Genomic DNA, 25,951 nt, shown 5'->3' on the forward strand with positions numbered 1-25,951 from the left:
GGAGCACTCGGATGGACTTCGCGTTCAGCGAGGAGCAGGCGGAACTGGGGCGCACCGTACGGGCGTTTTTGGCGGCCACCTCGCCCGAGACGGAGGTGCGGCGCCTGATGGAGACCCCGGAGGGCTTCGACCGGGCGCTGTGGCGTCGTATGGGCACGGAGCTGGGGCTTCAGGGGCTCGCCGTGCCGGAGGAGTACGGCGGTGCCGGGTGCGGCCCGGTCGAAGTGGGCGTCGTCATGGAGGAGACGGGCCGCGCGCTGCTGTGCGCACCCTTCCTGTCCTCGGCCGTACTGGCGACGACCACGCTGCTGCGCTGTGCCGACGAGGAGGCCCGTAAACGGCTGCTCCCGGGCCTGGTCTCCGGCGAGCTGGTCGCGACGCTGGCCCTGACCGAGGACTCCGCCCGCTGGGACGCGCCGGGAGTGCAGCTCACCGCCCGTGAGTCCGCCGGGAGTTGGCTGCTCAGCGGACACAAGATGTTCGTCCTCGACGGCGCGGCCGCCGATGTCGTCCTGACCGTGGCCCGCACCGACGACGGGATCGGCGTCTTCCAGGTGGACGGCGACGCACCCGGGCTTGCCCGCGAGCCGCTGCCCACGATGGACCCGACCCGCCGGCAGGCGCGCCTCGACTACCACGACGTACCGGCGACCCGGTTGCGGACGCACGGCGACGGCTGGGATCTGGTCGCACAGGTGCTCGACCGGGCTGCCGTCGCGCTGGCCGCCGAGCAGGTCGGGGTCGCCTCCCGCGCGCTCGACACGGCGGTGGAATACGCCAAGGTCCGGCACCAGTTCGGGCGGCCCATCGGCTCCTTCCAAGCCGTCAAGCACCTCTTGGCCGACGTCCTCCTCGAAGTGGAGTCGGCGCGAGCCGCCGCGCACTACGCCCTGCTCGACGCCGAGAACGAGGCCCCGAACCTGCCCGCGGTGGCGAGCCTGGCCAAGGCGTTCTGCTCCGACGCCTGTCTGCAGGCGACGGAGCAGAACATCCAGGTCCACGGCGGCATCGGCTTCACCTGGGAGCACCCGGCCCACCTGTATCTGAAGCGGGCCAAGACATCGCAGCTGCTGTTCGGCGACCCCGCGTACCATCGCGAACTGCTCGCACAGCGCATCGGCATGGAAACGGTCGGAGGAGCGGCATGAAGGTCGACGGCAAGCTCAACGTGTGGAGCACCGCGGAGGTCGTGGAGGAGGCCCGGCATCACGAGAAGACCGGCTACGACGGCCTGTGGGCCTCGGAGTCCAAGCACGACCCCTTCCTGCCGCTGCTGCTGGCCGCCGAGCACACCGACCGGCTGGAGGTCGGTACGGCCATCGCCGTGGCCTTCGCCCGCTCCCCCATGCAACTCGCGTACACGGCGCACGACCTGCAGACGTATTCCGGCGGGCGGTTCTCGCTCGGCCTCGGCAGCCAGATCAAGCCGCACATCGAGCGGCGGTTCGCCATGCCGTGGAGCCGGCCCGCCGCCCGCATGCGGGAGTACGTGAGCGCGCTGCGTGCCATCTGGGCCGCCTGGAACGAGGGCGAACGGCTCAACTTCCGCGGCGACTTCTACTCGCACACGCTGATGTCCCCCTTCTTCTCTCCCCCGCCCGCGACCGGCGGGGCGCCCAAGGTCTTCGTGGCCGCCGTCGGGGAGGCGATGACGCGGGTCGCGGGCGAGGTGGCGGACGGGCTGCTCGCGCACGGCTTCACCACGGAGCGGTATCTGCGCGAGGTCACCCTGCCGACCGTCGAGGCCGGGCTGGCGACATCGGGACGCACCCGCGCCGAATTCTCCGTCTCGCACCTGCTGCTGACCGCGACCGGCCGGACCGAGGAGGAGATGACCCGCGCCGTGGACGGCACCCGGCGGCAGATCGCCTTCTACGGCAGCACGCCCGCCTACCGAGGTGTGCTGGAGCTGCACGGCTGGGGTGAACTCGGCGACGAGCTGCACGAGTTGTCGACGTCCCGGCGCGAGGACAAGTGGGACGCGATGAGCCGGCTCGTCGACGACGAGGTGCTGAACACCTTCGCGGTGGTGGCGGAGCCCGAGCGGGTGGCGGACGAGATCCGGCGCCGGTACGCGGCGCTGGTCGACCGGGTGTCCTTCTACACCGCGTACGAGATCGACGCAGAGGTGTGGGAGCCGATCGTGCGGGAACTGCGCGAGAGCTGACCGGTCAGCCGAGCAGGTCCAGGACGGTGGTCATGGACCTGCTCTGCAGCAGATAGTCCTCCGCCTCCTGGAGATGGACGCGCCACAGCTCCTGGGCTGCCTCGGCGTGGCGCGCGGCCACCAGGTCGACGAGCGCGCCGTGGGCGCGGAAGCCCCGGCGGTTGGCCCGGATGTTCTCGGGACTGCCGGCGTCGAGGTCGACGTGGGACCAGTTGGCCTGGTCGATGATGTGCCGGACCATGCCGTTGAGGACGCCGAGCGTCTCGTTGCCCGCCAGTTCGACGACGAGCGCGTGGAACTCCATATGGGCGCGGATGAAGGCCGACGGGTCGTCCATGAGCCCCTCGGCCTCGGCGACGGCAGCCCGGAGCCGCTCAAGGTCCTCGTCCGTGCGCCGCTCGGCCAGCAGACCGGCGCACGGCGCCTCGATCACCGTTCGGGCGTCGTACACGTCCTTGAGGGTCGTGCCCCGGTATTCGAGCACCACGCCGGCATAACGGGCGGCCACCGTGCCCTCCGGGACCTGTACCCGCGCTCCGCCCCGGGCGCCCCGGCGCACGTTGATCAGCGACTCCGACTCCAGCACCCGGAAGGCCTCGCGCAGCGTCGGCCGGGACACGGCGAACTCCTCCATGAGCGCCGTCTCGGACGGCAGCGCGTCGCCCTCGGCGAGTTCGCCGCGCACGATCATCCGGCGCAGTCGTGCCGCCACCAGCTCCGCCATCTTGGGGACGCGTACCGGCGTGTTCGCCACGGCGCCCACCTCCGCCCTCAGTGAGTGTTCTCGGGTACGAAGTACGGCAGCGCGATCTCGTCGGTGAGGGCGCGGAAGTCCACGCGGACGCGCAGACCGATGACGACGTCGTCGGGGTCGCCCACGTCCACGTGCGACAGCAGGGTCCCCCCGTCGTCGAGGTCGACGACTGCCAGCGCGTAGGGCGTGTCGAAGCCGGGGCCGGGTGCGCGATGCACGACGGTCACCGAGTAGACGGCGCCCCGGCCCGCACTGGGCACGTACCGCCAGTCCCGCGACATGCAGCCGGGGCAGGCGGGCTCGGGGACGAAGAAGCGCAGTCCGCAGGTCGGGCAGTGCGGGACGACCAGGTCACCGCGCCGGGCGGCGTCCCAGAACGGCCTGGACAGTTCGGTGGGGACGGGCACGGGCCGGCTCATCTCAGCCTCCCCAGCACGCTCATCTCGTAGTGCTGCGCTCCCGAGCCGGCGTTGCCGACGACCGCCAGCTCGGCGCTCTCGACCTGGTGCACGGCCGTGCCGCGCAACTGCCGTACGGCCTCGACGACTTTGAGCGTCATCTGCTGGGTTCCGTTCCACGCGTACGACAGGCAGCCGCCGTCCGGGTTGACGGGATGCTTGCCGCCGACGGCGATGGCTCCGCTCGCGGCCAGCGGTCCGCCCTCCCCCTCCCCGCACAGTCCGAGGATCTCCAACTGCCGGATGACTTCGAAGGAGTTGGGGTCGTAGAGCGAGAACACGTCCACGTCGTGCGGGCTCACTCCGGCCATCGTGTAGGCGCGGGTTGCGGCGTCCCGGCCGAGCCCGCCGACCTCGCGGTGCAGCGCCGGGTTGGCGTACGCGGCCTGGTGGTACTCCATGCCGCCGCCGAGTACGGCGACGGGCGGGTGTGGCAGGTCCCTGGCCCGCTCGGCGGTGGTCACCACGAGTGCCGCGCCGCCCTCTCCGACGATGCAGCAGTCCAGCAGATGGAAGGGGGTGGCCACCACGCGGGAGGCGAGCACGTCCTCTGCGGTGTAGGGGCCGCGCCCGTACATCATCGCCTCCGGGTTGGTGGCGCCGTTGTTGCGGATGGTGGCGGCGACCTCCGCGAGCTGGCGGGAGGTCGTGCCGTACTCGTGCATGTGCCGTGCGGCCACCAGCGCGAACTGGGCGACGACATAGCTGCCCCACACATCGGCGAACTCCAGCGGCACACCAGCCCCGACGGGGCCCGTCCCCCGCGAGACCAGCTTGCAGCCGCCGACCACGACGGTGTCGGCGAACCCGGCACGAAGCGCGGCCGCCGCCTTCAGCAGGCCCCGCGAGCCGGCGTTGTCGAGCATCGAGTCGCTGGTCCAGCGCAGGTCCCGGCCGAGCATGCGGGCCCAGGAGCTGCCCTCGCCGGGGACGCCGCCGGGGCCGGGCCAGTCGACCTGGGCGCCGTCGACGTCCGCCGGGGTCAGCCCGGCGTCCTCGATCGCGCCGCGCACGGCTTCGAGGGCGAGATCCATGGCGTCGCGGTGCGGGAGACTCAGGGCCTGCTCGGTGGCGTGCACACCCACGACGACGGGCTGTCGGCCGTCCATCACGGCCTCACCGTCCCGCGCCGAGCGTGTCGCCGCCGGGATAACCGCCGCCGCCGAAGCGTTCGTCGAGCGCCTCGTAGTCCTTCGCGTAGTCCTTCGTGCGCGGCAGCGCCTCGATGAACTCCACTGTCTTGGGCTTCTTGTACGAGGCGATCCGCGCCCGGCAGTGCTCGATGACGTCCGCCGCCGTGACCGGCTCGGCGTCCTGGTGCAGCACGACGACGGCCTTGACGTCCTGGGCCCAGCGCTCGTTGGGCACGCCGATCACGGCGGCCTCCTTGACCCCTGGGTGCGATTCGACGCAGTTCTCGACCTCGGCCGGGAAGATGTTCTCGGCGGCCGACTTGAGCATGCGGGTGGTCGTGCCGAGGAAGCTGATCGTGCCGTCGGACTCACGCCGGCCGAGGTCGGTGGTGTGCCACCAGCCGAAGCGGAAGCGCTCCTCGTTGGTCTCCGGCCGGTTCCAGTAGCCGAGGTGGACGAGGTCGCCGCGGACGCAGATCTCGCCGGCCACCCCGACCGCGCACTCCTCGCCGTTCGTGTCGAGGATGCGTACGCCGGTGAAGGGGCCGGGGCGTCCCGCGTTGCCGGCGCCCGTGTCCCCGTAGGCGCCCGTCACGGCGAAGCCGGTGACCTCGGTCTGGCCGTAGCCACGGCCCTCTCCGCCGCCGTTGCGGGTGAAGCGGCTGGTGTCGGTGGGCACGGTGCCCTGCCACAGGGGGGCGGCGACGCTCGCCCGCAGGTGTGAGAGGTCGTGCCCGGCCTCTCGGTTCAGCGTGACGAGTTGCGCGATGGTCGGCGGCATCAGATAGGCGTGGGTGCACTGCTCGGTCGCCAGGAGCGGGAGCAGTTCCTCGGCGACCACGCGGCGCACGATCACGTTCTTGCCGCCGTGGACGAAGGCCGGGACGCCCCAGAACTGGTAGTTGCCGATGTGGAACATCGGTCCGGCGCCGAGGAAGGCGGTCTCCGTGCCGATGTCCCCCATCCAGGCGGAACTCGCGCCCATGGAGAGGAGGTTGCGGTGCGAGAGCATCGAGCCGGACTGCCGTCCGGAGATCGCCGCGGTGTAGATGACCAGCAGTGCGGAGTCGGGGTCGACGTCGACGGCCGGGTCCTCGGGCGAGCCGGAGGCCAGGAAGGACTCGTACGAGTCGGATCCCTCGCTGTCGTGTCGCAGCCACAACGCCCGGTGATCGGCGCCCAGTTCGGCCCGGGCCTTGCTGACGGTGTCGCCGATCTCCTCGTCCTGCCAGACGACGGCCTTGGGGGCGAAGTCCTCGACGGCGAAGGCCATTTCGGGTGCCGCCCAGCGCCAGTAGCCCGGGCAGACCATGGCGCCGACCTTCGCTGCGGCGCCCAGCAACTCCCAGATCCGGAAGGAGTTCTGGCCCAGCCACAGGATCCGGTCACCGGGACCGACGCCCGCGTCGGTGAGGGCGTGGGCGAGTCGGTTGGTGCGCTCGTCGAGCTGCGGCCAGGTCAGCCGGGTGTCGCCGTCGACGAGGGCGACACCGGCGGGGTAGGACCTGCGGTGTTCTCGGATGACGTCGCCGAACGTCAGGCGGCGGGCGGGATTCACGGTGATGGCTCCTGTGGGATCTCGTCAGACGCGGCCGACGCCGACGCCCTTGACGTGGATGAACTCCTCCAGTCCGGCTCTGCCGCCTTCCCGTCCGAACCCGCTGATGCCGACGCCCCCGAAGGGCGTGGCAGGTGAAGTGATCGGGTTCGGGCCGGGATTGACGTAGACCGTCCCGGCCTTCAGGCGTGGCACCAGGCGGTTGACGCGGGCGATGTCGCGGGACTGGATGTAGGCGGACAGGCCGTACTCGGTGTCGTTGGCGAGGGCGACGGCCTCGTCCTCCGTGTCGAACGGGGTGAGGGCGAGGACCGGGCCGAAGATCTCCCGCTGGGCGAGGTCGCTGCGGTTGTCGACGTCGGCGAAGACGGTCGGGGAGATGAAGTAGCCGTCGGATTCGATGCGTTCACCGCCGAACACGAGGCGTCCCGCGCCGCCCTCGACCGCCTTGTCGATCACGTCCTGGACGCGGTCGCGGGCGACTTCGTTGATCAGGGGCCCGATGTAGGTCGTCGGGTCGAGCGGGTCGCCCACGGGCAGGTGGGCGACGACTCCGGTGACGCGCGCGACGACCTCGTCGTAGATCGGGCGCTCGACCAGCAGGCGGGTGGGCAGCGCACAGCCCTGGCCGGTGTTGCTCATGGCGAAGGCCGCGCAGTACGGCGCGACGGTGTCCAGGTCGGTGTCGGCGAAGAGCAGGTTGGCGGACTTGCCGCCCAGCTCGAACAGCACTGGCTTGAGGCTCCGGGCGGCGGTCGCCATGATGCGGCGCGCTGTGGCGGGACCGCCGGTGAAGGAGATCTTGTCGACACCGGGGTGCGCCACCAGTGCCTCGCCCGCGTCGCCGAGTCCGGTGACGACGTTGACCACGCCGTCGGGAATGCCCGCCTCGCGGGCCAGGTCGGCGAAGAGCAGGGCGGAGTACGGGGTGGACTCGGCCGGTTTGACGACCACGGTGTTCCCGGCGGCGAGCGAGGGCGGGACCTTCATCGCCAGGGACAGCGCGGGCGAGTTCCAGGTGATGATGTGGCCGATCACGCCGTACGGCTCGGCGAGGGTGTACTCGACGTTCTCGTGCGGGCTGTAGGCGGCGCCGACCATGCCCTCGATCTTGTCGGCCCAGCCGGCGTAGTACTCGGTCCACTCGGCGACGTGCGGTCCGACGTTCTGCGCCCAGCCGCCGATGCAGACGCCGTTCTCCAGGGGGCAGATCGCCGCGAAGTCCTCGATGTGGTCGCGGAGGAGCTGCGCGAAGCGGGTGAGCAGGCGGCGGCGCTCGGCGGGGCGCATGGCGCCCCACACCTCGAAGGCCTGCCGGGCGGCAGCGACGGCCCGGTCCACCTCGGTGGGTCCCGCGAGCGGAATGCGGGCCTGGACGAGTCCGGTGGCGGGGTTGATGTGCTCGTACAGGCCGCCGCTCGTCTCGTGGAGATCCTTGCCGCCGATGATGAGCCGGGGGCGCGGCAGGTCCCGCTCGGCCCGTTCCTGGTGCAGCTTCACGTCGACCGTGATCACGGTGCCTCCTGGAGCCCGCCGCTCTGACTTGCGTACAGCTTAAATAGATAACCTATTTAGCCGAACCAATCAATGCTCTGCACGTCCCCGCCGAGGTCACTCACAGCCCCAGCGAGCGTCCGACGATCTCCTGCATGATCTCCGAGGTGCCGCCGAACACCCGCTGCACCCGGCTGTCCCGCCAGATGCGGGCGATCTCGTACTCGTTGACGTAGCCGTAGCCGCCGAAGAGCTGCATGCAGCGGTCGATGACCTCCCAGCCGGTCTCCGTGGTCCAGTACTTGGCCGCGGCGGCCTCCTCGGCCGTCAACTCGCCCTGGAACAGGGCCATGATGCAGCCGTCCAGGTAGACCCGGGCGACTCCCAGCCTGGCCTTGATGTCGGCGAGTGCGAACCGGTTCGCCTGGAACTGGCCGATGGGCCGGCCGAAGGCGGTGCGGTCCTTGGCGTACTGCAGCGCGCACCCGAAGGCCCGCTCGGCGGAGGCGAGCGCGGCGACGGCTATGGCGAGCCGCTCGGTGGGGAGGTTGCCCATCATGTGATAGAAACCGCGCCCCTCCTGCCCGATCAGGTTCTCGGCGGGGACGCGCACCTCGCGGAAGAAGAGTTCGGCGGTGTCCTGGGCCTTCATCCCGACCTTGTCGAGCTTGCGTCCGCGCTCGAAGCCCTCGGCGCCGCGCTCGACGACGATCAGGCTGATGCCCTGGTGCCCGGCGTCCGGGTCGGTCTTGCAGGCGACGATGACCAGGTCGGCCAGGATGCCGTTGGTGATGAAGGTCTTGGAGCCGTCGATCACCCACTCGTCACCGTCCCTGCGGGCGGTGGTGCGGATGCCCTTGAGGTCGGACCCGGCGGCCGGCTCGGACAGCGCCAGCGCGCAGATCGTCTCGCCGCCGATCACTCCGGGGAGCCAGCGGGCCTTCTGCTCCTGGGTGGTGAGGTGCATCAGATAGGGCGGGATGACGTCGTTCTGCAGGCCGAGCCCGATGCCGACCGCACCCGTGGCCGCCATCTCCTCCGCCATGATCGCGTTGTAGCGGAAGTCCCGGATGCCCTGCCCGCCGTACTCCTCCGGGAACTGCCAGCCGATGAGTCCGGCGTTGCCCGCGGCGGCCCACGCGGCGCGGCTGACCTGCCCGTCGCGCTCCCACTCCTCGGTGTGCGGGACGCATTCCCGCAGGTAGTAGGAGCGGGCGGTCTCCCGGAACAGGTCGTGCTCCTCGGTGAAGATCGTACGGCGCATGCTCGACTCCACTCCTGCATCTCACGTGCTCTACATCTCGCTTATTTAGCTGAAGTAGTTATACGATAGCGCTGTTTCTGGACCTGGGCGAGGGAGGGCGCGTGAGCGTACGGGACAAGGTGGCGCTCGTCACCGGAGCGGGGCGCGGCATCGGCGAGGCGATCGCCGACGCGCTGGCCGTCGCCGGAGCCTCGGTCGCCGTCTGCGATCTCGACGCCGAGGCCGCGGGCAAGGTCGCGGCCCGGCTCACGGAGCGGTACGCGGTGCGCGCCACGGGAGTCGGCGCGGACGTCTCCGACAGCGCCTCCGTGCGCACGGCCGTGGAGCGGGTGGCGGCCGAACTCGGCCCGGTGGACGTCCTGGTGAACAACGCGGCCGTCGATGTCATCGGCCGGTTCGTCGACAGCGACGAGGAGACCTGGGACCGGATCATCGCCGTCAACCTGCGCGGGACGATCACGATGACCCGGGCGGTGCTCGACTCGATGATCGAGCGCGGCGGCGGCCGGATCGTCCACATCGCCTCGGACGCCGGCCGGGTCGGCTCCTCCGGCGAGGTCGTGTACTCCGCGACGAAGGGCGGCGTCATCGCCTTCGGCAAGGCCCTCGCCCGCGAGGTCGCCCGGCACGCCATCACCGTGAACACCGTCTGCCCCGGCCCGACCGACACCGCGCTGCTCGGCCAGGTCGCCGACTACAGCCAGAAGATGTACGACGCGACCGTGCGGGCGATCCCGCTGCGCCGCGTCGCCCAGCCCGCCGAGATCGCCGGTGTGGTGGCCTTCCTCGCGTCCGACGACGCCGCCTACATGACCGGGCAGACGCTCTCGGTCAGCGGTGGCCTGACGATGGTCTGAGGTGGGCGCCGTGCTGCGTGTCGAACTCCGCGACCGGATCGCCGTGTTGACCCTCGACCGGCCGGGACGGCTCAACGCCGTCGGCTCCGGGACCGTGGACCGGCTCAGCCGGGCACTGAACGCCCTACGCGACAACGACGACGTACGCGCCCTGGTCGTGGCCGGAGCGGGCCGTGCCTTCTCGGCCGGCGCCGACCTGGGCGAGATCGAGTCATTCACCTCACCCGGGCAGTTCCGGGCCTTCGTGGGACGGCTGACGGAGGCGTACGCACTGCTGGAGGAGTTCCCCAAGCCGTCGGTCGCGGCCGTGCACGGGTTCGCCTTCGGCGGTGGTCTGGAGCTGGCGCTCGCCTGTGACCTGCGGGTGGCGGAGCGGGGCGCGAGGCTCGGCCTGCCCGAGATGAAATTGGGCGTCCTGCCCGGCGCGGGCGGTACACAGCGGCTCCCGCGCCTGGTGCCGCCGGCCATCGCCAAGCAGATGATCCTCACCGGCGAACCGATCGACGCGGAGCGCGCCTGGCAGCTCGGACTGGTCAACGAGCTCGCCGAACCAGGCGGAGCACTCACCGCCGCGGAGAGACTGGCCGGCGCCCTCACGGCCGGGGCGCCGCTCGCGCTCGCCGCGGGCAAGCGGCTGATCGACCGCGGCCTCGGCATGGGCCTGGAAGCGGCGATCGCCTACGAGCGCGAGACCGTCTCGGTGCTGTTCTCCACCGAGGACCGGGCCGAGGGGCTCAAGGCCTTCCGGGAGCGCCGCCCGGGCGAGTTCCGCGGCGTGTAGCGAACCGTCCCCGACAGATCTGGAGGTGAGCCGTGCGGCCACTGGAAGGCATTTCAGTCGTCGAGCTGGGCATGTGGGTGGCCGCCCCGGCCGCGGCCACGATGCTCGCGGACTGGGGTGCGGACGTCGTGAAGGTGGAGGCGCCTGCCGGCGACCCCAACCGGTACACGCTCAAGCACGTCGGCCAGGACATCGACAGCGCGCCCCCGTTCGAGACCGACAACCGCGGCAAGCGCGGGATCGTCCTCGACCTGCGCTCACCGGACGGCAAGAACGTGCTGGAACGACTGCTGGAACGCTCCGACGTCTTCGTCACCAACCTCCGCCCGGGCGCTCTGGAGCGGCTGGGCCTGGCACCGGACGAGCTGCGGGAGCGCCATCCTCAGCTGGTCGTCGGCACGCTGACGGGCTACGGCTGGGCAGGAGCCGAGCGCGACCGGGCCGGATACGACGTCTCCGCCTTCTGGGCCCGGCCCGGCATCGCCGCCATGCTCAACCCGGGCGGCGAGCCACCGCCCGGCATCCGGCCCGGCCTCGGCGACCGTACGGCCGCCGCCAACCTGGTGGCAGGCGTGCTGGCCGCGCTGCTGCGCCGCGAGCGCACCGGCGAGGGCGGCGTGGTGGACGTCTCCCTGCTGCGGTCCGGGACGTACGCCAACGGCAACGACCTCGCCCTGCAGAACTTCTTCGGCAGACGCGGCCGCACCCGCCACCGCACCGAACACGAGTCCCCGCTCTACAACTGCTACCGGGCCGCCGACGAGCGCTGGTTCTGGCTGGTCGGCCTGGAGGGCAGCCGGCACTGGCCCGGCGTCGTCAAAGCGCTTGACCGCGAGGATCTGTCGGACGACGAACGGTTCGCGAGCGGCACGGCCCGGCGTGGTCATGTACGCGAGCTGATCGCCGTCTTCGACGAGGAGTTCGCGAAGCGGCCGCTGGCGGAGTGGGCGGAACGCTTCGACGCCGAGGGGGTGTGGTGGGCGCCCGTGCAGACCCTGGCGGAGGTGTCCGCCGATCCACAGGCGGAGGCCGTGGGGGCGTTCGTCGAGCAGCCCGGGATGGGCGACGCGCCGCCGCTGAGGACCGTGGCGACGCCGGTGAGCTTCTGGGGCGTGGACGACAAGCCGCGCACCGGCGCGCCGACGCTCGGCGAGCACACCGACGACGTACTCCGTGAACTGAACTGACCCGACACATCTGCTGCTTTGGAGGTAGGGCGTGGGAATCCTCGACGACAAGGTCGCCATCGTGACCGGCGGTGGCAGAGGCCTGGGCCGGGCGCACTGTCTGGCCCTCGCCGAGGCCGGTGCGACCGTGGTGGTGAACGACCTCGGCGCGGGCGTGCACGGCGAGCAGACCGGGGACTCACCCGCCGACGAGGTGGTCGCGGAGATCACCGAGCTGGGCGGTCGGGCGGTCGCCAACCACTCGTCGGTCACCGACTGGGCGGCCACGGAGGCGATGGTGGCGGACACGGTCGCGGAGTTCGGCCGACTGGACGTCATCGTCAACAACGCGGGCATCGTGCGCGACCGCATGCTGTTCTCGATGACCGAGGCCGAGTTCGACGCCGTGATCGCGGTGCATCTGAAGGGCGCCTTCGCCCTCACCCGGCACGCGTGCGCGTACTGGCGCGAGGCCGCCAAGCGCGGTGAGCCCGTCGCCGGCCGGGTCATCAACACGACGTCCGGGACCGGCCTGTTCGGCAACCAGGGCCAGTCCAACTACGGCGCCGCCAAGGCCGGGATAGCCGGGCTCACCGTCCTCACCGCCCTGGAGATGCGCCGCTACGGCGTCACCGCGAACGCCATCTCGCCGATCGCGGCCACCCGGATGACGGACGGACTGGACGTCGGCGCCTCCCTCCAGCCCACCGTCGACTTCGATCCGCGCGATCCCGCCAACGCCTCGGGCGTCGTCGTCTACCTGGCCTCCGACAGCGCGGCCTGGCTGACCGGCCAGGTCCTGCGCATCGAGGGCAACCGGCTCAACCGGCTGCAGGGCTGGACCGTCGCCGCGGTCCACCCCAGCCGGTCCGGCAAGGCCCTCACCTACGACGAACTCGTCGACGCCGTGCCGCAGTTGTACGGCGCGGTCCCCGCGGGACGGGCCACCGGAGCGGGTCAGTGAGGGCCCGGGGACACGACGTCGCCGCCCTCGTGCTGCGTGCCACGCTCGGCCCGATGCTCTTCGCCCACGGCTGGAACAAGGTCGCCGGGCCGGGCGGACTCAAGGGCGCCACGGGGTGGTTCGAGGCGCTCGGTCTCAAGCCGGCCGAGGTGCATGCCCGTATGGCGGCCGGGACCGAGATGGCGGCGGGCGTGGGCATTGCCCTGGGTGCGGCCAATCCCCTCCCGGCGGCGGCCGCCGTCGGTCTGATGACCGTGGCGGCGCGCACCGACCACCGGGGCAAGGGCTTCTTCGTCTTCAAGGGGGGCTGGGAGTACGTCGGCGTGGTGGGTGGTGCGGCCGTCGCCCTGGCGGGTCTGGGCAACGGCAGGTACTCCCTCGACGGGCTGCTCCGACGGCAACACGCCGGCGCGGGGCCCGCGTTGCTGGCGGCAGGACTCGGCACGGCGAGTGCGGCGGCGCTGCTGGCCGCCTGCTACCGGCCGGAGCGCAAGCCGGCCGAGACACAAGCGGATCACTAGGTAAGGGAGTCGACATGGACGCGGCTGACTTCAGCGACGTGCTGTCCGAGGTCCGGCGTTTCGTCCGGGACCGAGTCGTGCCGCTCGAGGCGGAGATCGACGAGAGGGACGAGATGCCCGCGGACATCCGCGAGGCGGCCAAGAAGATGGGCCTGTTCGGCTTCGCGCTGCCCGAGGAGTACGGCGGGCTCGGTCTGTCGATGTACGAAGAGGCCCGGTTGATGTTCGAACTCGGGTACACGACACCGTCGTTGCGATCCATGTTCGGGACGAACAACGGCATCGCCGGGCATGTGCTGATGGTCGGCGGCACGGCGGAACAGAAGGCCGAGTGGCTGCCGAGGATCGCCTCGGGGGACGTGCTGGCGTCTTTCGCGCTCACCGAGCCCGAGGCCGGATCCGACCCGTCGACGCTCACCACGCGCGCCCACCTGGACGGCGAGGAGTGGGTGATCAACGGTGCCAAGCGGTACATCACCAACGCCCCGCTCGCCGACGTCTTCATGGTCTTCGCCCGCACCGATCCCGACGCCCCACGCACCCGGGGCATCTCCACCTTCCTGGTCCCGGCCGGCACTCCGGGCCTGACCGTGGCCCCCAAGGACCACAAGATGGGTCAGTCGGGCGCCTGGACCGCGGACGTGTACTTCGACGACGTACGCGTCCCGGCCTGCGCCCTCGTCGGCGGTGCGGCCGGTCTGAACCGGGGCTTCTCCACCGCGATGGGCTGCATCGCGCACGGCCGGGTCCATATCTCCGCGCTGATGGTCGGCATGGCCGAGCGCCTGGTCGACGAGTCGGTCACGTACGCGAGCACCCGCAGGCAGTCCGGACGACTCATCGGCTCCTTCCAGCTCGTCCAGGGTCTCATCGCCGACTCGCAGACCGACTACTACGCCGGCCGGGCCACGGTCCTGGAGGCCGCGCGCGCCTTCGACGCCGGGACCGACACCAAGATCGGCCCGTCGTGCACGAAGTACTTCGCCGGCGAGATGGTCTGGCGGGTCGCCGACCGCGCGGTGCAGATCCACGGCGGGGCGGGCTACATGCGCGGGGTCGCCGTCGAGCGCTTCTACCGTGACGCCCGGTTGTTCCGCATCTACGAGGGCACCAGCCAGATCCAGCAGGTCATCATCGCCAAGGCGTTGCTGGGTGAGGCGGCGCGCGGCTGACGGCGCTCCATCCGGCCGGCACAACCAGGAAGGCCCCCGGTGCGGGGGCCTTCTTCGCCGTAAGGCTGTCAGATGCCGAGCCGGTCCAGCAGCCGCTCGTGGTACACCGCCGGGCCGCCGAACAGCAGCTGCGAGGACTTGGCCCGCCGGAAGTACAGGTGGGCCGGGTGCTCCCAGGTGAAGCCGATGCCGCCGTGGACCTGGATGTTCTCCATGGCGGCGAACAGGTAGGCCTTCGAGCAACTCGCGTGCGCGACCGCTGCGGCGACGGGGAAGTCCGCGGACTCCTCGGCAGCCAGCAGCGCGGCCTCCCGTGACGCGGCCTCGGCGAGCTCGACCTGGACCAGCATGTCCGCACACTTGTGCTTGACCGCCTGGAAGGAGCCGATCGCCCGGCCGAACTGGTGCCGGGTACGGGCGTATTCGGCGCTCGTCTCCAGGCACCGGCGGGCGCCGCCCGCCTGCTCGGCGGCCAGCCCGACCGAGGCCACGTCCAGGACCCGGGCCATGATGCGGCCGCCCGCCCCGTCCGCGCCCACGCGCTTCGCGGGCACGGCGTCGAGCGTCAACCGCGCCATCGCGCGCGTGGCGTCCAGAGTCTCCATGGGCTCGGCTGTCACGCCTGCCGCTTCCCCGTCCACGGCGAACAGCGACGGACCGGCGACGGTGCGGGCGACGACGAGGAGCAGGTCCGCGGTCGTACCGTCGATGACGAAGCACTTGCGGCCGGTCAGCCGCCACCCGCCGTCCCCGTCCGGCAGGGCGCGCACCGTGATCAGCGCGGGGTCCCACGAGCCGTTGTCCTCGGCGACGGCGAGGGTGGCCGTGGTGCGTCCGGCGGCGATGCCGGGGAGGTGGCGCGCGCAGGCCTCCTTGTCTCCCGAGGCCAGCAACGCCTGGGCGGCCAGAAGCACGGTGGCGAAGAAGGGGGCGCAGAACAGGGCACGGCCCATCTCCTCCAGGACCACGCCGAGTTCGACGAGGCCGAAGCCGTCGCCGCCGTACTCCTCGGGGATGGCCAGGCCCGGCAGCCGTAGCTGGCCGGCCGCCTGCTCCCACACGTCGAGGTCGAAGTGCGGTTCGCTCTCCATGAGCTTGCGCACGGCTTCCTCGGGCGACTTGGCTTGCATGAACTCCCGTACGGATGCCCGGAGTTCCTTAAGTTCACGCTCATCGGCGGTCACGACCGCACCTCCTTCGGCAGGCCGAGGACACGTTCCGCGAGGATGTTCTTCATGATCTCCTCGGTGCCGCCGAGGATGCGCAACGCCGGTGTGGCCAGCAGGAGTTCTGACCAGGAGTACATGCCCCAGCGGCCGGTGTCGGCGATGACGCGGGGGCCGAGGCACTCGGACACGAAGTGGGCGGCGCGGGTGAGGTTCTGACCGTACATCAGCTTGGCGATTGACCTCTCGGGGCCGGGGGCGATCCCCGCTCGCAGGGTGCGCTGGGCCCGGTCGTTGAGGTAGCCGGTGGCCGTCGCGTCCACGAGGAGTTCGGCGAGACGTCCGCGCAGGGTGCGGTCGTCCCAGGTCCAGGTGGCGCGCATGAGCGCCGAGAGGTGGACCGGGGACAGGGCGGCGGCCACCGGGCCCGCGCCCTCGCTGCCGACCGTGTTGCGCTCGTTCATCAGGGTGGTCAGGGCGACCGTCCAGCCGCCGTCGATCTCACCGAGGCGGTGGTCGTCGGGGATGCGGACGTCGGTGAGGAAGACCTCGTTGAAGTCCGCGCCGCCGGTCATCTGCCGCAGCGGCCGGACCTCGACGCCGGGGGCGTCCATGGGGACCAGAAAGGCCGTGATGCCGCGATGCTTGGGCGCGTCCGGGTTCGTCCGGGTCAGCGCGAGGCCTATGTCGCTGTGCTGGGCGACCGACGTCCACACCTTCTGTCCGTTGAGCACCCAGTCCTCGCCCTCGCGGACGGCCCGGGTCGCCACACTCGCCAGGTCGGATCCGGCGCCGGGCTCGCTGAACAGCTGGCAGGCGATGGCGTCTCCGCAGTACATCGCGGGCAACCAGCGTTCTTTGACGGGAGGTTGGGCATGGGCGAGGATCGTCGGCCCGATCATGCCGAGGCCGACCACGCCGAGCACACCGGTGTCCGGGACGTCGTACTCGGCCTCGATGCTGTCGTAGAGCAGATCGTGGACGGGGGTGAGGCCCCGGCCGCCGTACTCGGGCGGGCCGGTGATCCAGCCGAAGCCGTTCTCGTGGCGGATGCGCTGCCACGCGCGCGCCCGCCGCACGTGCTCCGTCTCCTCCTCGGGCGGAAGGCTGCTGAAGTACGCCATCGAGTCGTCGCCCTCACCCCAGGTGACGGCGGCGTGGTCGGGGGCCTTCGCCACGTGTGCGTCGAGGAAGCGGCGCACCTCGGCGGCGAAGTCCTGCATGTGCTGTTCCATCGCGGTCCCCTGTGCTTTCAGGTCGAGAGGATCGTCACCGCCGACGCGCCGGGCGCGCCGTACAGGTGGGTGTAGCCGACGCGGGGTGTGCCGGGGATCTGCCGGGTCCCCGCGGCACCGCGCAGCTGGAGGACGATCTCGTGGATCTGGCGCAGGCCGGACGCGCCGATGGGTTCGCCGTTGCCGAGCAGTCCGCCGTCGGTGTTGACCGGGAGCCGGCCGCCGATCTCGGTGGCGCCCTCGGCGACGAGACGCTCCTGCTCGCCGTCCTTGCAGAGGCCGTTCTCGGCCATGTGGATGATCTCCGACCCGGCGTCGGTGTCCTGGAGCTGTGCGACGTCGACGTCCTCCGGGCCGATGCCCGCCAGCTCGTACGCCGCCCGTGAGGCGTCCACGGTCGGGCTGGCGACCAGCTCTCCGACGGGGAACGACGGACTCTGCACCTCGAAGGCCCCGAGCCGGCGGCTGCGCAGAGCTGTGGAACGGACCCGTACCGGCTTTCCGGTGTACTTGTGCGCCTGGTCGGCACGGCACAGGACGATCGCGGCCGCGCCCTCGTCCGGGCCGCAGTACATGTACTGGCGGAGCGGGTAGTTGAGGACCGGGGAGGCGAGGATCTCCTCCGGTGTCAGGGGAGTTCGGCGCCAGGCCTTGTCGTTCCCGGCCGCGTTGCGGAAGTTCTTCGAGGCCACGCACGCGAGCGTCTCGTGGGAGATGCCGTGCTCGTGCATATAGCGGTTGATCTTCATACCGAAGAAGTGGGTGGTGAGGAAGAGGCCGGTCTGCCCGTACCAGGAGGGGATCCCCGCCACCGACGGGTCGGCCGCGAAGGCGCCGCGCGGGTGCTTGTCGAGGCCGATCGCGACGGTCAGGTCGTGTTCGCCGGTCTCGATGGCGCGGGCGGCCAGCGCGATGGCCGTGCCGGCCGTCGCACAGCCGTTGAACACTCCGCGCAGCGGGACTCCGGTCAGGCCGAGCCGTCCCACGATGGCGTCGGGGTTGGCGACCTCGTAGCTGCCGATGTAACCCCCCTGGATCTGCGGCCAGTTCACGCCCGCGTCGGCGAGCGCGAGCCGCACCGCGTCCGCGCCCATGTCCAGCGCGGGCTTCCCGGGGAACCGCCCGAAGGGGTGGAGCCCCACGCCGATGATGACGGCCTCGGTCACTGTGCCTCCTCCTCGGCTGTGCCCGCTTCTGCGGGGGCGAACGCGAACGTCATGACCTCGGTGCCGTCGTCCTGGACGGTGTAGGGCACGAGCGTCAGCCGCATGGGCCGGCCGATGCGCAGCCTGCGCGGGTCGGGCTCGGTGAGGCGGGCCTCGACCAGCAGTTCGCCGGGGAGTTCGACGTAGCCGACCGCGTAGGGCTCGAAGGCCTCGGGTCCGTCGTACGGCGGGGACGGCGGCCGGAAGTTCTGGGTGGTGTACGTCCACAGCGTCCCGCGGTCGGCGAGCAGCCGTTGCTTCGACTCCGAGCTCGCACACCGCACGCAGTCCGGGGCGGCCGGGAAGCTCACCAGGCCGCAGTCGGCACACTCGGAGCCGATGAGCCGGAGCGGATTCTCGGCGCCGGGCGGCCAGGTGAACAGGCCCTCGGCGACCGGGCGTCGGGGCGTCGTCATCTCGTGCTCCGTCGTCATCTCACGCCCCGTTCCGGTTGCCGAGGGCGTCGGCGTTCGGCGCCGCCTTGGCCACCAGGTTCGGGACGACGGAGGACAGCTCCTCCGGTGTCCAGCGGGTCTCGGCGCTCGCGCCGGGGCCGTTGACCCAGCCCTCCAGTACGGTGATCCGGTTGCCGACGACGCCGAAGACGCGGCCCGTGACCTCGCGCGAGGCCGCCGAGCCCAGCCACACCACGAGCGGTGAGATGGCCTCCGGGGTGAGGTCCTGGCTATGTGCGGCCTGTCGCATCATCTCGATGTCCTCGGTCAGCCGGGTGAGCGCGGTGGGCGCGATGGCGTTCACCGTCACGCCGTAGCGGGCGAGTTCGGCGGCGGCGATGATCGTGAGGCTCGCGATGCCGGCCTTGGCCGACCCGTAGTTGGACTGCCCCGGGTTGCCGAAAATGCCGGACGGGGAGGTCGTGTTGATCACGCGGGCGTCGTTGGCGTGACCGGCCTTGGCGCGCTCGCGCCAGTAGGCGGCCGCGTGGTGCAGGGTGGCGAAGCCGCCCTTGAGGTGGACGGCGAGCACACTGTCCCAGTCCTGCTCGGTCATCGACACGATCATCCGGTCGCGCAGGATGCCGGCGTTGTTGACCAGCACGTCCAGGTCGCCGTAGGTGTCCACGGCCTGCCGGACGAGGTGACCGGCGCCGTCCCAGGTGGAGATGTCGTCCGTGTTGGCCACCGCCTCGCCTCCGGCCGCGACGATCTCGTCCACCACGGTCTGCGCGGGTCCGGCCGAGGCGCCCCCGCCGTCACGCGCGCCGCCGAGGTCGTTGACCACGACCTTCGCGCCGTGCGCGGCGAAGGCCAGGGCGTGGGCCCGGCCGATGCCGTTGCCGGCTCCGGTGACGACCACGACACGGCCGTCGACCACTCCTTCGGACATCCTCAACTCCTCGATGACTGTGGTTGGCCGGCATCGGCGAACAGCACGCGCGGGTCCTCGCTGCCGCAGGCGCACCGGCCGGCGACGACCCGGCCCGGGATGCCGAGCGGGGTCTCTTGCAGGGGTGACGTGCGCCGCTCCCCCGCCGCCACGAACAACTCCCCGTCGCGGTCGCCGACCCGCCATTCGGCGGCGTTGACGTGCGCGCCGCTCCGCTCGGGGCACTCCAGGGCGAGGGCCGGACCGGCGGCCGAGAACAGACAGGCGGACACGCCCACCGCACGCAGCATCGGCACAGCCGCGGGCCGGGCCAGGACGACCGACGTCGGCCGGAACATCTCGCCGATGTCGGCGGCCCCGGAGAGCCCCTCCAGCGTCTCGGCGGACAGACCGATCACGGCGTGCGGCCGCAGTTCGCGATGGAAGACCGAGGTACGGCGGTGGTCCCAGCCCATCGCCTCGGCGATGCCGTACGTCACCTTCAGCGCCCGCAGTGCGTCGATCACCGCATGTCCCCAGAAGCCCTCGAACCCGGAAGCCGTCAGCAGGGCCCGCTGCCCGGGAGCGAGGCCGTGCTCCCGCAGCCGTGCGCCGGCCCAGTCGGTGTCCCTGGCGAGTTCGGCCCAGGTCAGTTCCGTCTCCCGCATGCCGTCGGCGGTGGGGAAGGGCACGAGGTAGGCGAGCTCGGGGCGGTCGAGTTCCCTGGCCCGGGCCAGGGTGTCGGCGCGGGCCATCAGCTCTTCACCACCCGGGGGAACTTGGCGACGCTGGTCATGGTCTTCAACAGGTCCTCCTCGGTGCGCATGTCGAGCACCGGCTTGACTCCGGTCCGGGTCCGTACCGCCTCGCCCAGCCGACCGGCCAGAGCGTCGACGTCTCCGGTGAGTGCGGGGTCGTAGCCGACGCGTAGCCGCAGTTCGTCTACCTCGCGGCGGTCCCGGACGATCTGGAACACTCCGGCCACCGTCTCCGGCTGGTCCTCCACGGCCTGCCAGACGTCCCGCAGCACCACGGAGCGTCCCTGGACGAGGGTCTCGTCACCGCGCCGTCCGGCCACCCACATCCGGGAGTGGGTACGCCCGCAGCCGCAGGTGTCGCCGGAGAGGCGGACGAGGTCCTCGCTGCGGTAACGGATGAGCGGTGCGGCCCGGTTGTCCAGGTCGGTGGCGACCAGTTCGCCGAGGTCGCCCTCGGGGACATCGCGCCAGCCGTCCTCCCCGACCTCCACGCACTCCGCGAAGACGGTGTCCTCCCAGAGGTGGAAGCCGTCGTGCTCGCGGCACTCCCACGCGGTGCCGGTGTCGGCGGCGCTGGTGTACTCGTAGACGTCGATGCCCCAGTCGTCGCGGATCCGCTCGCGCATCTTCCGGCTGAGGGGCTGCCCGGCGCACGAGGCGCCCTTGAGGGAGGAGAACGCCTCCTTCAGGTCCGTCTTCTCGGCCAGGTGCTCCAACTCCACCATCTGCGGATACATCATCTGCAGATAGGCCGGCCGGTAGGTGCGCAGCGCCTCGACGACCTGGTCCATCTTCCCGATCCAGGTGTCGACCTCGATCACCACGGCGCCCAGCGCCTGGTAGCCGCCGTCCATGAGGTTGCGGAAGGTGCCGGGCGGGCTGAGCACCCGGTCACCGGGCCGCAGGCCGAGTTCCCACAGGTCACGCACCTGCGCCGTGACCAGGGGCGGGGCGTCCTGCCAGATCTCGGCGAAGAACTCCGGGTCGCCGGTGGTGCCCGAGCTCGACGACACGGAGGTCAGCTCCTCGGTCGGCACACAGAGCAGGCCGCCGAAGGGATCGTCCGTGCGGGCCCGGTAGGCGCGCACCATGTCCTTGGTGATGAACGGCACGCGCTCGCGGAAGTCCTCCAGGGACCGGATGTCGCGCGGACGGACCCCGTGCTCGTCCCAGAGGTCGCGGTAGAAGGCCGAGTTGGCGTAGGCGTACTCGACGAGTTCCAGGATGCGTTCCTCCTGCCGCGCCCGCAGTTCCTCGCGGGGCATGGTCTCCACCTGGGGCTCGAAGTACCTGTCAGCGGTGTCCCTGTCACCGACCATGGCGCCTCCTCGCGGCTCAGTGCCCAGATCTTCCAGCTATCAGCGCAATCAGTCAACCAATTAGACGAGTTAAACCCCAGCCTTCCCTTACCGCATCCGCGCACCTAAAATAGCTAACTGATTACATCCATTGCCCCGAAGGAGCGTCATGTCGAAGATCTGGGTCAACTCGGGGGACTCCCATGTGATGGAACCCGCCGACGTGTGGACCGAGCGGCTGCCCGCCCGGCTCGGCGCCCGGGCTCCGCGCAGTGAGCGCGGCGAGAAGTACGAGATGCTCTACATCGACGGCGAGCGCATCGACCGCCAGCTGGGCGACTTCATGGACGCCATGCGCCCGCCGGGCGCCTGGGACCTGAACGTCCGGCTCAGGGACCTCGACCAGGAGGGCGTGTGGTCCCAACTGGCCTTCCCCTCCATGGGGTTCTGGCTCGTGTCGATCACCGACCGGGAGCTCGCCCGGGAGACCGTACGGGCCTGGAACGACTGGGCGCACGAGGAGATCCTCAGCAGGAACAAGCGCGTGATCACCACCGCCTGTGTCTCGACCGCCGACATCGACGACGCGGTCGCCGAGCTGGAGCGGGCGGCCGAGCTCGGCTTCAAAGCGGTCTTCCTGCCGTGCTCGACCCGGGAGGGCGAGGAGTACGCCCTCGACCGCTGGGAACCGCTGTGGACCGCGGCCGAGCGGGCCGGCATGGTGCTCGGCTTCCACATCGGCACGGGCGGCCAGAACGTCGTCTTCCGCGGACCCGGCGGCGCGGTCGTCAACTACATGGAGACGACCTATCCGGGCATGCGGGTGGTGTCCCACATGGTCGCGGGCGGCGCCCTCGACCGCCACCCGGACCTGAAGATCCTGATCGCGGAGGGCGGCGCGGGCTGGGTGCCGGCCATCGGCGACCGGATGGACGAGGCATACCGCCAGCACGGCATGTTCGTGCGGCCGAAGCTGAGCCGGCTGCCCAGCGAGATCATCCGGCAGCAGGTGTACGCGTCCTTCCAGCACGACAAGAGCTCGGTGGAGATCGTCGAGTCGACCGGCTACCGCAACGTGATGTGGGGCGACGACTATCCCCACCTGGAGGGCACCTACGGCCACACCCAGTCCACGCTGCGCGACCTGTTCGACGGCGTGCCGGACGACGTCCGCGAACGCGTCACACGCGGCACTTTCAACGAGCTGTTCGACATGCCCGAGCAGACTCCCCAGGGGGCGGCCGTCTGAGCGGCGGCCCGACACCGTGACCACTCCCCCGTATCCCGAGGACCTGGAGCGGCCCGGGCTCGTCAGGACCGGGCGGTCGACCTTCGTACGGCCGGTCCGGCCCGAGGACGCCGACCGCCTGGTCGCGTTCGTCGGCAGCCTGTCCCGGGCCACGCTGGCCTACCGCTCCCTGGGCCCCGTGGTCCGCGTCCGCGACGACGTCATCCGGCGCGGCGCGCACGTGGACTACCTCAACGAGCTGGCGCTCGTCGCCCTGGCCGGCGACGAGATCGCCGGCCTGGTCCGCTACGTCCGTGACCCCGGCGAACCGGAGCACGCCGAGGTCACGTTCACCATCCGGGACGACCACCAGAGCGAGGGCTTCGGCAGGCTGCTCCTCGAGCGCATCGCGGCTGCCGCCCGGGCCCGGGGCATCCGGGTGCTGGAGGCCGACGTCCTCGCCGACAACACCCGGATGATCAACGTGTTCCTCGGCTCCGGCTACCGGGTGGAGGCCGGGCCGCCCGGCCAGATCATCCACTTCGAGATCGCCGTCGACCCGCAGGCGCAGGCCGTGGCCCGGGCCGAGCGCCGCGAGCACACAGCCGTACGGCGCTCGCTCAGACCCCTGCTCGAACCTCGGTCGGTGGCCGTGATCGGCGCCAACCGCGACCCCCTGACGATCGGCCACGAGATCGTGGCCAACCTGCTGCGGGGCGGCTTCGACGGCAGCGTGTTCCCGGTGAACCCGCGGGCGGAGCGGATCGCCGGGGTGCCGGCGTACCCCAGCGTCCTCGCTCTTCCCGAGCCGCCGGATCTGGCACTGATCGCCGTGCGGGCCGAGGCCGTGCCCGATGCCGTACGAGAGTGTGCCGAGGCCGGGGCCAGGGCGGTGGTCGTCGTCTCCACGGGCTTCGGGGAGACCGGGGTCGAGGGGCGGTCGACCGAGCTGGAGCTGGCCCGGTTCGCACGGGCTTCGGGCATGCGCCTGGTGGGCCCGAACTGCATGGGCGTGGTCAACACGACACCCACGACGCGACTGGCCGCGACCTTCTCGCCCGCCCTGCCGACGCCCGGCCGGGTCGCCATGTCCAGCCAGTCGGGGCCGCTGGGACTCGCGGTCCTCGACTATGCCCGGCGGCTGCGGCTCGGGTTCTCCGGCTTCGTGTCGGTGGGCCACGCCGTGGACGTGTCCACCGACGAACTGCTCCAGTGGTGGGAGGAGGACCCGGCGACCTCGGTGATCCTGCTGCACGTCGAGACCTTCGGCGATCCGCGCCGGTTCGCCCGGGTCGCCCGCCGGATCGCGCCGCGCAAGCCGATCGTCGCGGTCCACCCGGGGCCGGCGGATTCGGCGGTGGGTTCACTGTTCGCCCAGTCCGGCGTGATCCGCACCAGCAGTCTCCAGGAGCTGTTCGACGTCGCCCTGCTGCTGGCCCATCAACCGCCCCCGCCCGGCAACCGGATCGCCGTGATCACCAACGCGGGCGGCCCGGCGGCGCTGACGGCGGAGGCGTGCGCGGCGAGCGGGCTGCTCGTGCCCGAGCTCGGTGAGCACACGCAACGGAGGCTCCGTTCAGCCCTCGCACCCCCTGCGGACGTCTCCAACCCGGTCGACCTGACCCCCATGGCCACCGCCGCGCACTACCGGCGGGCGCTCGACGCGGTCCTGGCCGACGGCGGCATCGACGCGGCCGTCGTCCTGTTCATGCCGCCACTGGCGGACAAGCCCGACGAGGTGGCGTCGGCGATCCTCGACGCGGCCGCGGGCCGGCCCGGCAAACCGGTGGTGACGAGCTTCCTGGGCGGCGCGGGCGTCGCCGATCTCCTGCACCGGGGCGAACTCGTCGTACCGACCTACACGTTCCCCGAAGCGGCGGCCGCCTCGCTCGGTCACGCGGCGGCCTACCAGGCGTGGCGCAGCACCCCCGCGGGCGTCATACCGGATCTCGCGGGAGTCGACGCCGAGCGCGCCCGCTCACTGGTCGCCGGATGTCCCCCTGGTCCGGTCCCGGCAGCAGTCGCCGCCGCGTTGCTGGCCTCGTACGGAATCGCCGTACGGGACGCCGAACCGGGCCCCGGCCCGCACGCGTTCCTCTCCGTCGGCGCGGACCCGGTCTTCGGCCCGGTGGTCTCCTTCGGCCTCACCGGGGACTACGCCGACCTCATGGCGGACGTCGCACACCGCGTCACCCCGCTCAGCGACCGCGACGCCCGCGAGATGGTCCGCTCTTTGCGGGCGGCCCCGCTGCTGGACGGCCGGGCCGGCCGACGGGGAGTGGATCTGGCGGCGCTGGAGGAGACCGTCCTGCGGATCTCGGCGATGGTCGAGGACCTCCCCGAGATCGAGGCATTGGAACTGCGCCCGGTACGGCTGCTGCCACCCGGGGAAGGGGTCGCCGTCGCACACGCGACGATCCGACTGACAGACGAGGCAACAGGAGGCGGTCCGGCGTGAAGGTGGGCATCTACTTCGACCTGCGCAACCCGCCGCCGTGGCGGCAGAGTTGGTCCCGGGTGTACGGATTCGCCCTGGAGATGTGCGAGGAGGCGGACCGGCTGGGCCTGGACTCGGTCTGGTTCTCCGAACACCACGCCTTCGAGGACGGGTACCTGCCCCAGCCGCTCACCATGGCGGCGGCGGCAGCGGCCCGCACCCGCCGGGTGCGCCTGGGCACCGCGGTCATCCCCGCACCGCTGCACGCGGCGCCCGAACTGGCCGAACAGGCGGCGATCGTCGACATCATCAGCAACGGCCGCCTGGACCTCGGCCTCGGCACCGGCTACCGGGTCCCCGAGTACCGCCTGTTCGGCGCCGACCTCGCGAAGCGCTACACCTCGACCGACCAGCGGGTGCGGGAGATCCGCGGTCTGTGGGCCGAATCCCTGGTCACCCCCGGACCCGTCCAGGATCCACTGCCGATCTGGCTCGGCTACCAGGGCCCGCAGGGCGCCCGGCGGGCCGGCCGGCTCGGCACGGGGTTGCTGTCGCTCAATCCGGCGCTGCTGACGCCGTACCGGGACGGGCTCGCCGAGAGCGGGTACGACGTGTCGACGGCACGGATGCAGGGCTCGTTCACCACGTTCGTCACCGAGGACCCGGACGGTGACTGGCCGGTGGTGCGCAAGCACCTCGCGTACCAGTGGGACAGCTATCGCCGGTACATGGTGGAGGGGACGGACCAGCCGGTCCCCCGCCCCATCGACCCCGAGAAGTGGCGGGAGACGGGGCTGAGCGCGACCGGCGTCGGCCAGTTCCTCTACGGCACCCCCCAGGAGACCGCCGAGGCCGTCAAGGCGTACGTGGCGGGGTTGCCGGTGGAAGGGGTGTTCCTGTGGGCCTCGCTGGCCGGGATGCCCGAGGAGATGGCGGCCCGCCAGGTCCAGCTCATCGCCGGGAAACTGCGCCCGCTGCTTGCGGACGCCTGACGTATGACGCCTTCGAG

Annotated in this window: 24 protein-coding genes; 11 read left to right on the plus strand and 13 right to left on the minus strand. The window is 71.4% G+C overall.

What is annotated here, in order from left to right; translation table 11 throughout:
* The first annotated feature begins 11 nt into the window (after positions 1–11).
* Positions 12–1,148 (plus strand): acyl-CoA dehydrogenase family protein, encoded by a 1,137-nt coding sequence (locus ACIBAF_RS14605; RefSeq protein ID WP_399463543.1) that lies wholly within the window; start codon positions 12–14, stop codon positions 1,146–1,148.
* On the plus strand, positions 1,145–2,167 hold the full coding sequence (locus ACIBAF_RS14610; protein WP_399463544.1) for an LLM class F420-dependent oxidoreductase: 1,023 nt from the start codon (positions 1,145–1,147) through the stop codon (positions 2,165–2,167). Before ACIBAF_RS14605 ends, ACIBAF_RS14610 begins: the two co-directional genes overlap by 4 nt.
* A gap of 4 nt (positions 2,168–2,171) precedes the next feature.
* Here the strand turns inward: ACIBAF_RS14610 and ACIBAF_RS14615 are convergent, their stop codons facing one another.
* From ACIBAF_RS14615 to ACIBAF_RS14640, 6 genes are all read right to left on the minus strand, one after another.
* Entirely contained in the window at positions 2,172–2,921 is a 750-nt protein-coding gene (locus ACIBAF_RS14615) for a FadR/GntR family transcriptional regulator (RefSeq protein ID WP_399463545.1), read from the minus strand.
* Positions 2,922–2,938: 17 nt separating this feature from the next.
* Entirely contained in the window at positions 2,939–3,340 is a 402-nt protein-coding gene (locus tag ACIBAF_RS14620) for a Zn-ribbon domain-containing OB-fold protein (protein WP_399463546.1), read from the minus strand.
* Positions 3,337–4,488, minus strand: coding sequence for a thiolase family protein (locus tag ACIBAF_RS14625; RefSeq protein ID WP_399463547.1), 1,152 nt, complete (start codon positions 4,486–4,488; stop codon positions 3,337–3,339). The genes ACIBAF_RS14620 and ACIBAF_RS14625 overlap by 4 nt, the downstream gene beginning before the upstream one ends.
* A 7-nt stretch (positions 4,489–4,495) precedes the next feature.
* Positions 4,496–6,070, minus strand: a complete 1,575-nt coding sequence (locus ACIBAF_RS14630) for an AMP-binding protein (RefSeq protein ID WP_399463549.1) — start codon at positions 6,068–6,070, stop codon at positions 4,496–4,498.
* Between the two features lie 24 nt (positions 6,071–6,094).
* Positions 6,095–7,585 carry an aldehyde dehydrogenase family protein gene (locus ACIBAF_RS14635; RefSeq protein WP_399463550.1) on the minus strand — a complete coding sequence of 497 codons (1,491 nt, stop codon included), beginning with the start codon at positions 7,583–7,585 and terminating at the stop codon, positions 6,095–6,097.
* Positions 7,586–7,685: 100 nt separating this feature from the next.
* Positions 7,686–8,828, minus strand: a complete 1,143-nt coding sequence (locus ACIBAF_RS14640; RefSeq protein WP_399463551.1) for an acyl-CoA dehydrogenase family protein — start codon at positions 8,826–8,828, stop codon at positions 7,686–7,688.
* A gap of 101 nt (positions 8,829–8,929) precedes the next feature.
* Here ACIBAF_RS14640 and ACIBAF_RS14645 point away from each other — a divergent pair, with 101 nt between their 5' ends.
* Genes ACIBAF_RS14645 through ACIBAF_RS14670 form a run of 6 tightly spaced genes read left to right on the plus strand, consistent with a single transcriptional unit; the run spans position 8,930 to position 14,289 of the window.
* Complete coding sequence (locus tag ACIBAF_RS14645; RefSeq protein WP_399463552.1) at positions 8,930–9,685, plus strand: SDR family NAD(P)-dependent oxidoreductase; 756 nt, start codon at positions 8,930–8,932, stop codon at positions 9,683–9,685.
* 10 nt (positions 9,686–9,695) lie between these two features.
* Positions 9,696–10,466, plus strand: coding sequence for an enoyl-CoA hydratase/isomerase family protein (locus ACIBAF_RS14650; protein ID WP_399463553.1), 771 nt, complete (start codon positions 9,696–9,698; stop codon positions 10,464–10,466).
* A gap of 32 nt (positions 10,467–10,498) precedes the next feature.
* A complete protein-coding gene (locus ACIBAF_RS14655) occupies positions 10,499–11,653 on the plus strand; it encodes a CaiB/BaiF CoA transferase family protein (RefSeq protein ID WP_399463554.1) in 1,155 nt (384 codons plus the stop codon).
* 31 nt (positions 11,654–11,684) lie between these two features.
* Entirely contained in the window at positions 11,685–12,596 is a 912-nt protein-coding gene (locus ACIBAF_RS14660) for an SDR family NAD(P)-dependent oxidoreductase (RefSeq protein ID WP_399463555.1), read from the plus strand.
* On the plus strand, positions 12,593–13,117 hold the full coding sequence (locus tag ACIBAF_RS14665; protein ID WP_399463557.1) for a DoxX family protein: 525 nt from the start codon (positions 12,593–12,595) through the stop codon (positions 13,115–13,117). The genes ACIBAF_RS14660 and ACIBAF_RS14665 overlap by 4 nt, the downstream gene beginning before the upstream one ends.
* Before the next feature lie 14 nt (positions 13,118–13,131).
* Positions 13,132–14,289: an acyl-CoA dehydrogenase family protein gene (locus ACIBAF_RS14670; protein ID WP_399463558.1), complete on the plus strand. Its 1,158-nt coding sequence runs from the start codon at positions 13,132–13,134 to the stop codon at positions 14,287–14,289.
* A gap of 68 nt (positions 14,290–14,357) precedes the next feature.
* On the opposite strand, the gene ACIBAF_RS14675 is transcribed toward ACIBAF_RS14670, so the two are convergent.
* The 7 genes from ACIBAF_RS14675 to ACIBAF_RS14705 are packed head-to-tail and all read right to left on the minus strand — an operon-like array spanning position 14,358 to position 21,298.
* Entirely contained in the window at positions 14,358–15,473 is a 1,116-nt protein-coding gene (locus ACIBAF_RS14675; protein ID WP_399463559.1) for an acyl-CoA dehydrogenase family protein, read from the minus strand.
* A complete protein-coding gene (locus tag ACIBAF_RS14680; RefSeq protein WP_399463560.1) occupies positions 15,470–16,690 on the minus strand; it encodes an acyl-CoA dehydrogenase family protein in 1,221 nt (406 codons plus the stop codon). Before ACIBAF_RS14680 ends, ACIBAF_RS14675 begins: the two co-directional genes overlap by 4 nt.
* Before the next feature lie 17 nt (positions 16,691–16,707).
* Complete coding sequence (locus tag ACIBAF_RS14685) at positions 16,708–17,856, minus strand: thiolase family protein (protein ID WP_399463561.1); 1,149 nt, start codon at positions 17,854–17,856, stop codon at positions 16,708–16,710.
* On the minus strand, positions 17,853–18,311 hold the full coding sequence (locus ACIBAF_RS14690) for a Zn-ribbon domain-containing OB-fold protein (RefSeq protein WP_399463562.1): 459 nt from the start codon (positions 18,309–18,311) through the stop codon (positions 17,853–17,855). The genes ACIBAF_RS14685 and ACIBAF_RS14690 overlap by 4 nt, the downstream gene beginning before the upstream one ends.
* A gap of 19 nt (positions 18,312–18,330) precedes the next feature.
* Entirely contained in the window at positions 18,331–19,242 is a 912-nt protein-coding gene (locus ACIBAF_RS14695; RefSeq protein WP_399463564.1) for an SDR family oxidoreductase, read from the minus strand.
* Between the two features lie 2 nt (positions 19,243–19,244).
* Positions 19,245–19,976 carry a hypothetical protein gene (locus ACIBAF_RS14700; protein ID WP_399463565.1) on the minus strand — a complete coding sequence of 244 codons (732 nt, stop codon included), beginning with the start codon at positions 19,974–19,976 and terminating at the stop codon, positions 19,245–19,247.
* Complete coding sequence (locus tag ACIBAF_RS14705) at positions 19,976–21,298, minus strand: phenylacetate--CoA ligase family protein (RefSeq protein ID WP_399463566.1); 1,323 nt, start codon at positions 21,296–21,298, stop codon at positions 19,976–19,978. The genes ACIBAF_RS14700 and ACIBAF_RS14705 overlap by 1 nt, the downstream gene beginning before the upstream one ends.
* A gap of 148 nt (positions 21,299–21,446) precedes the next feature.
* On the opposite strand from ACIBAF_RS14705, the gene ACIBAF_RS14710 reads away from it, so the two are divergent.
* The 3 genes from ACIBAF_RS14710 to ACIBAF_RS14720 are packed head-to-tail and all read left to right on the plus strand — an operon-like array spanning position 21,447 to position 25,934.
* Positions 21,447–22,526 (plus strand): amidohydrolase family protein, encoded by a 1,080-nt coding sequence (locus ACIBAF_RS14710; RefSeq protein WP_399463567.1) that lies wholly within the window; start codon positions 21,447–21,449, stop codon positions 22,524–22,526.
* Between the two features lie 16 nt (positions 22,527–22,542).
* The gene (locus ACIBAF_RS14715) at positions 22,543–24,963 is read left to right on the plus strand and encodes a GNAT family N-acetyltransferase (protein WP_399463568.1); all 2,421 of its coding nucleotides are present in this window, start codon (positions 22,543–22,545) and stop codon (positions 24,961–24,963) included.
* The gene (locus ACIBAF_RS14720) at positions 24,960–25,934 is read left to right on the plus strand and encodes an LLM class flavin-dependent oxidoreductase (RefSeq protein ID WP_399463570.1); all 975 of its coding nucleotides are present in this window, start codon (positions 24,960–24,962) and stop codon (positions 25,932–25,934) included. Before ACIBAF_RS14715 ends, ACIBAF_RS14720 begins: the two co-directional genes overlap by 4 nt.
* The last annotated feature ends 17 nt before the right edge of the window (positions 25,935–25,951 follow it).

It is taken from the genome of Streptomyces sp. NPDC051677 (assembly GCF_044453465.1).
Lineage (GTDB): Bacteria > Actinomycetota > Actinomycetes > Streptomycetales > Streptomycetaceae > Streptomyces.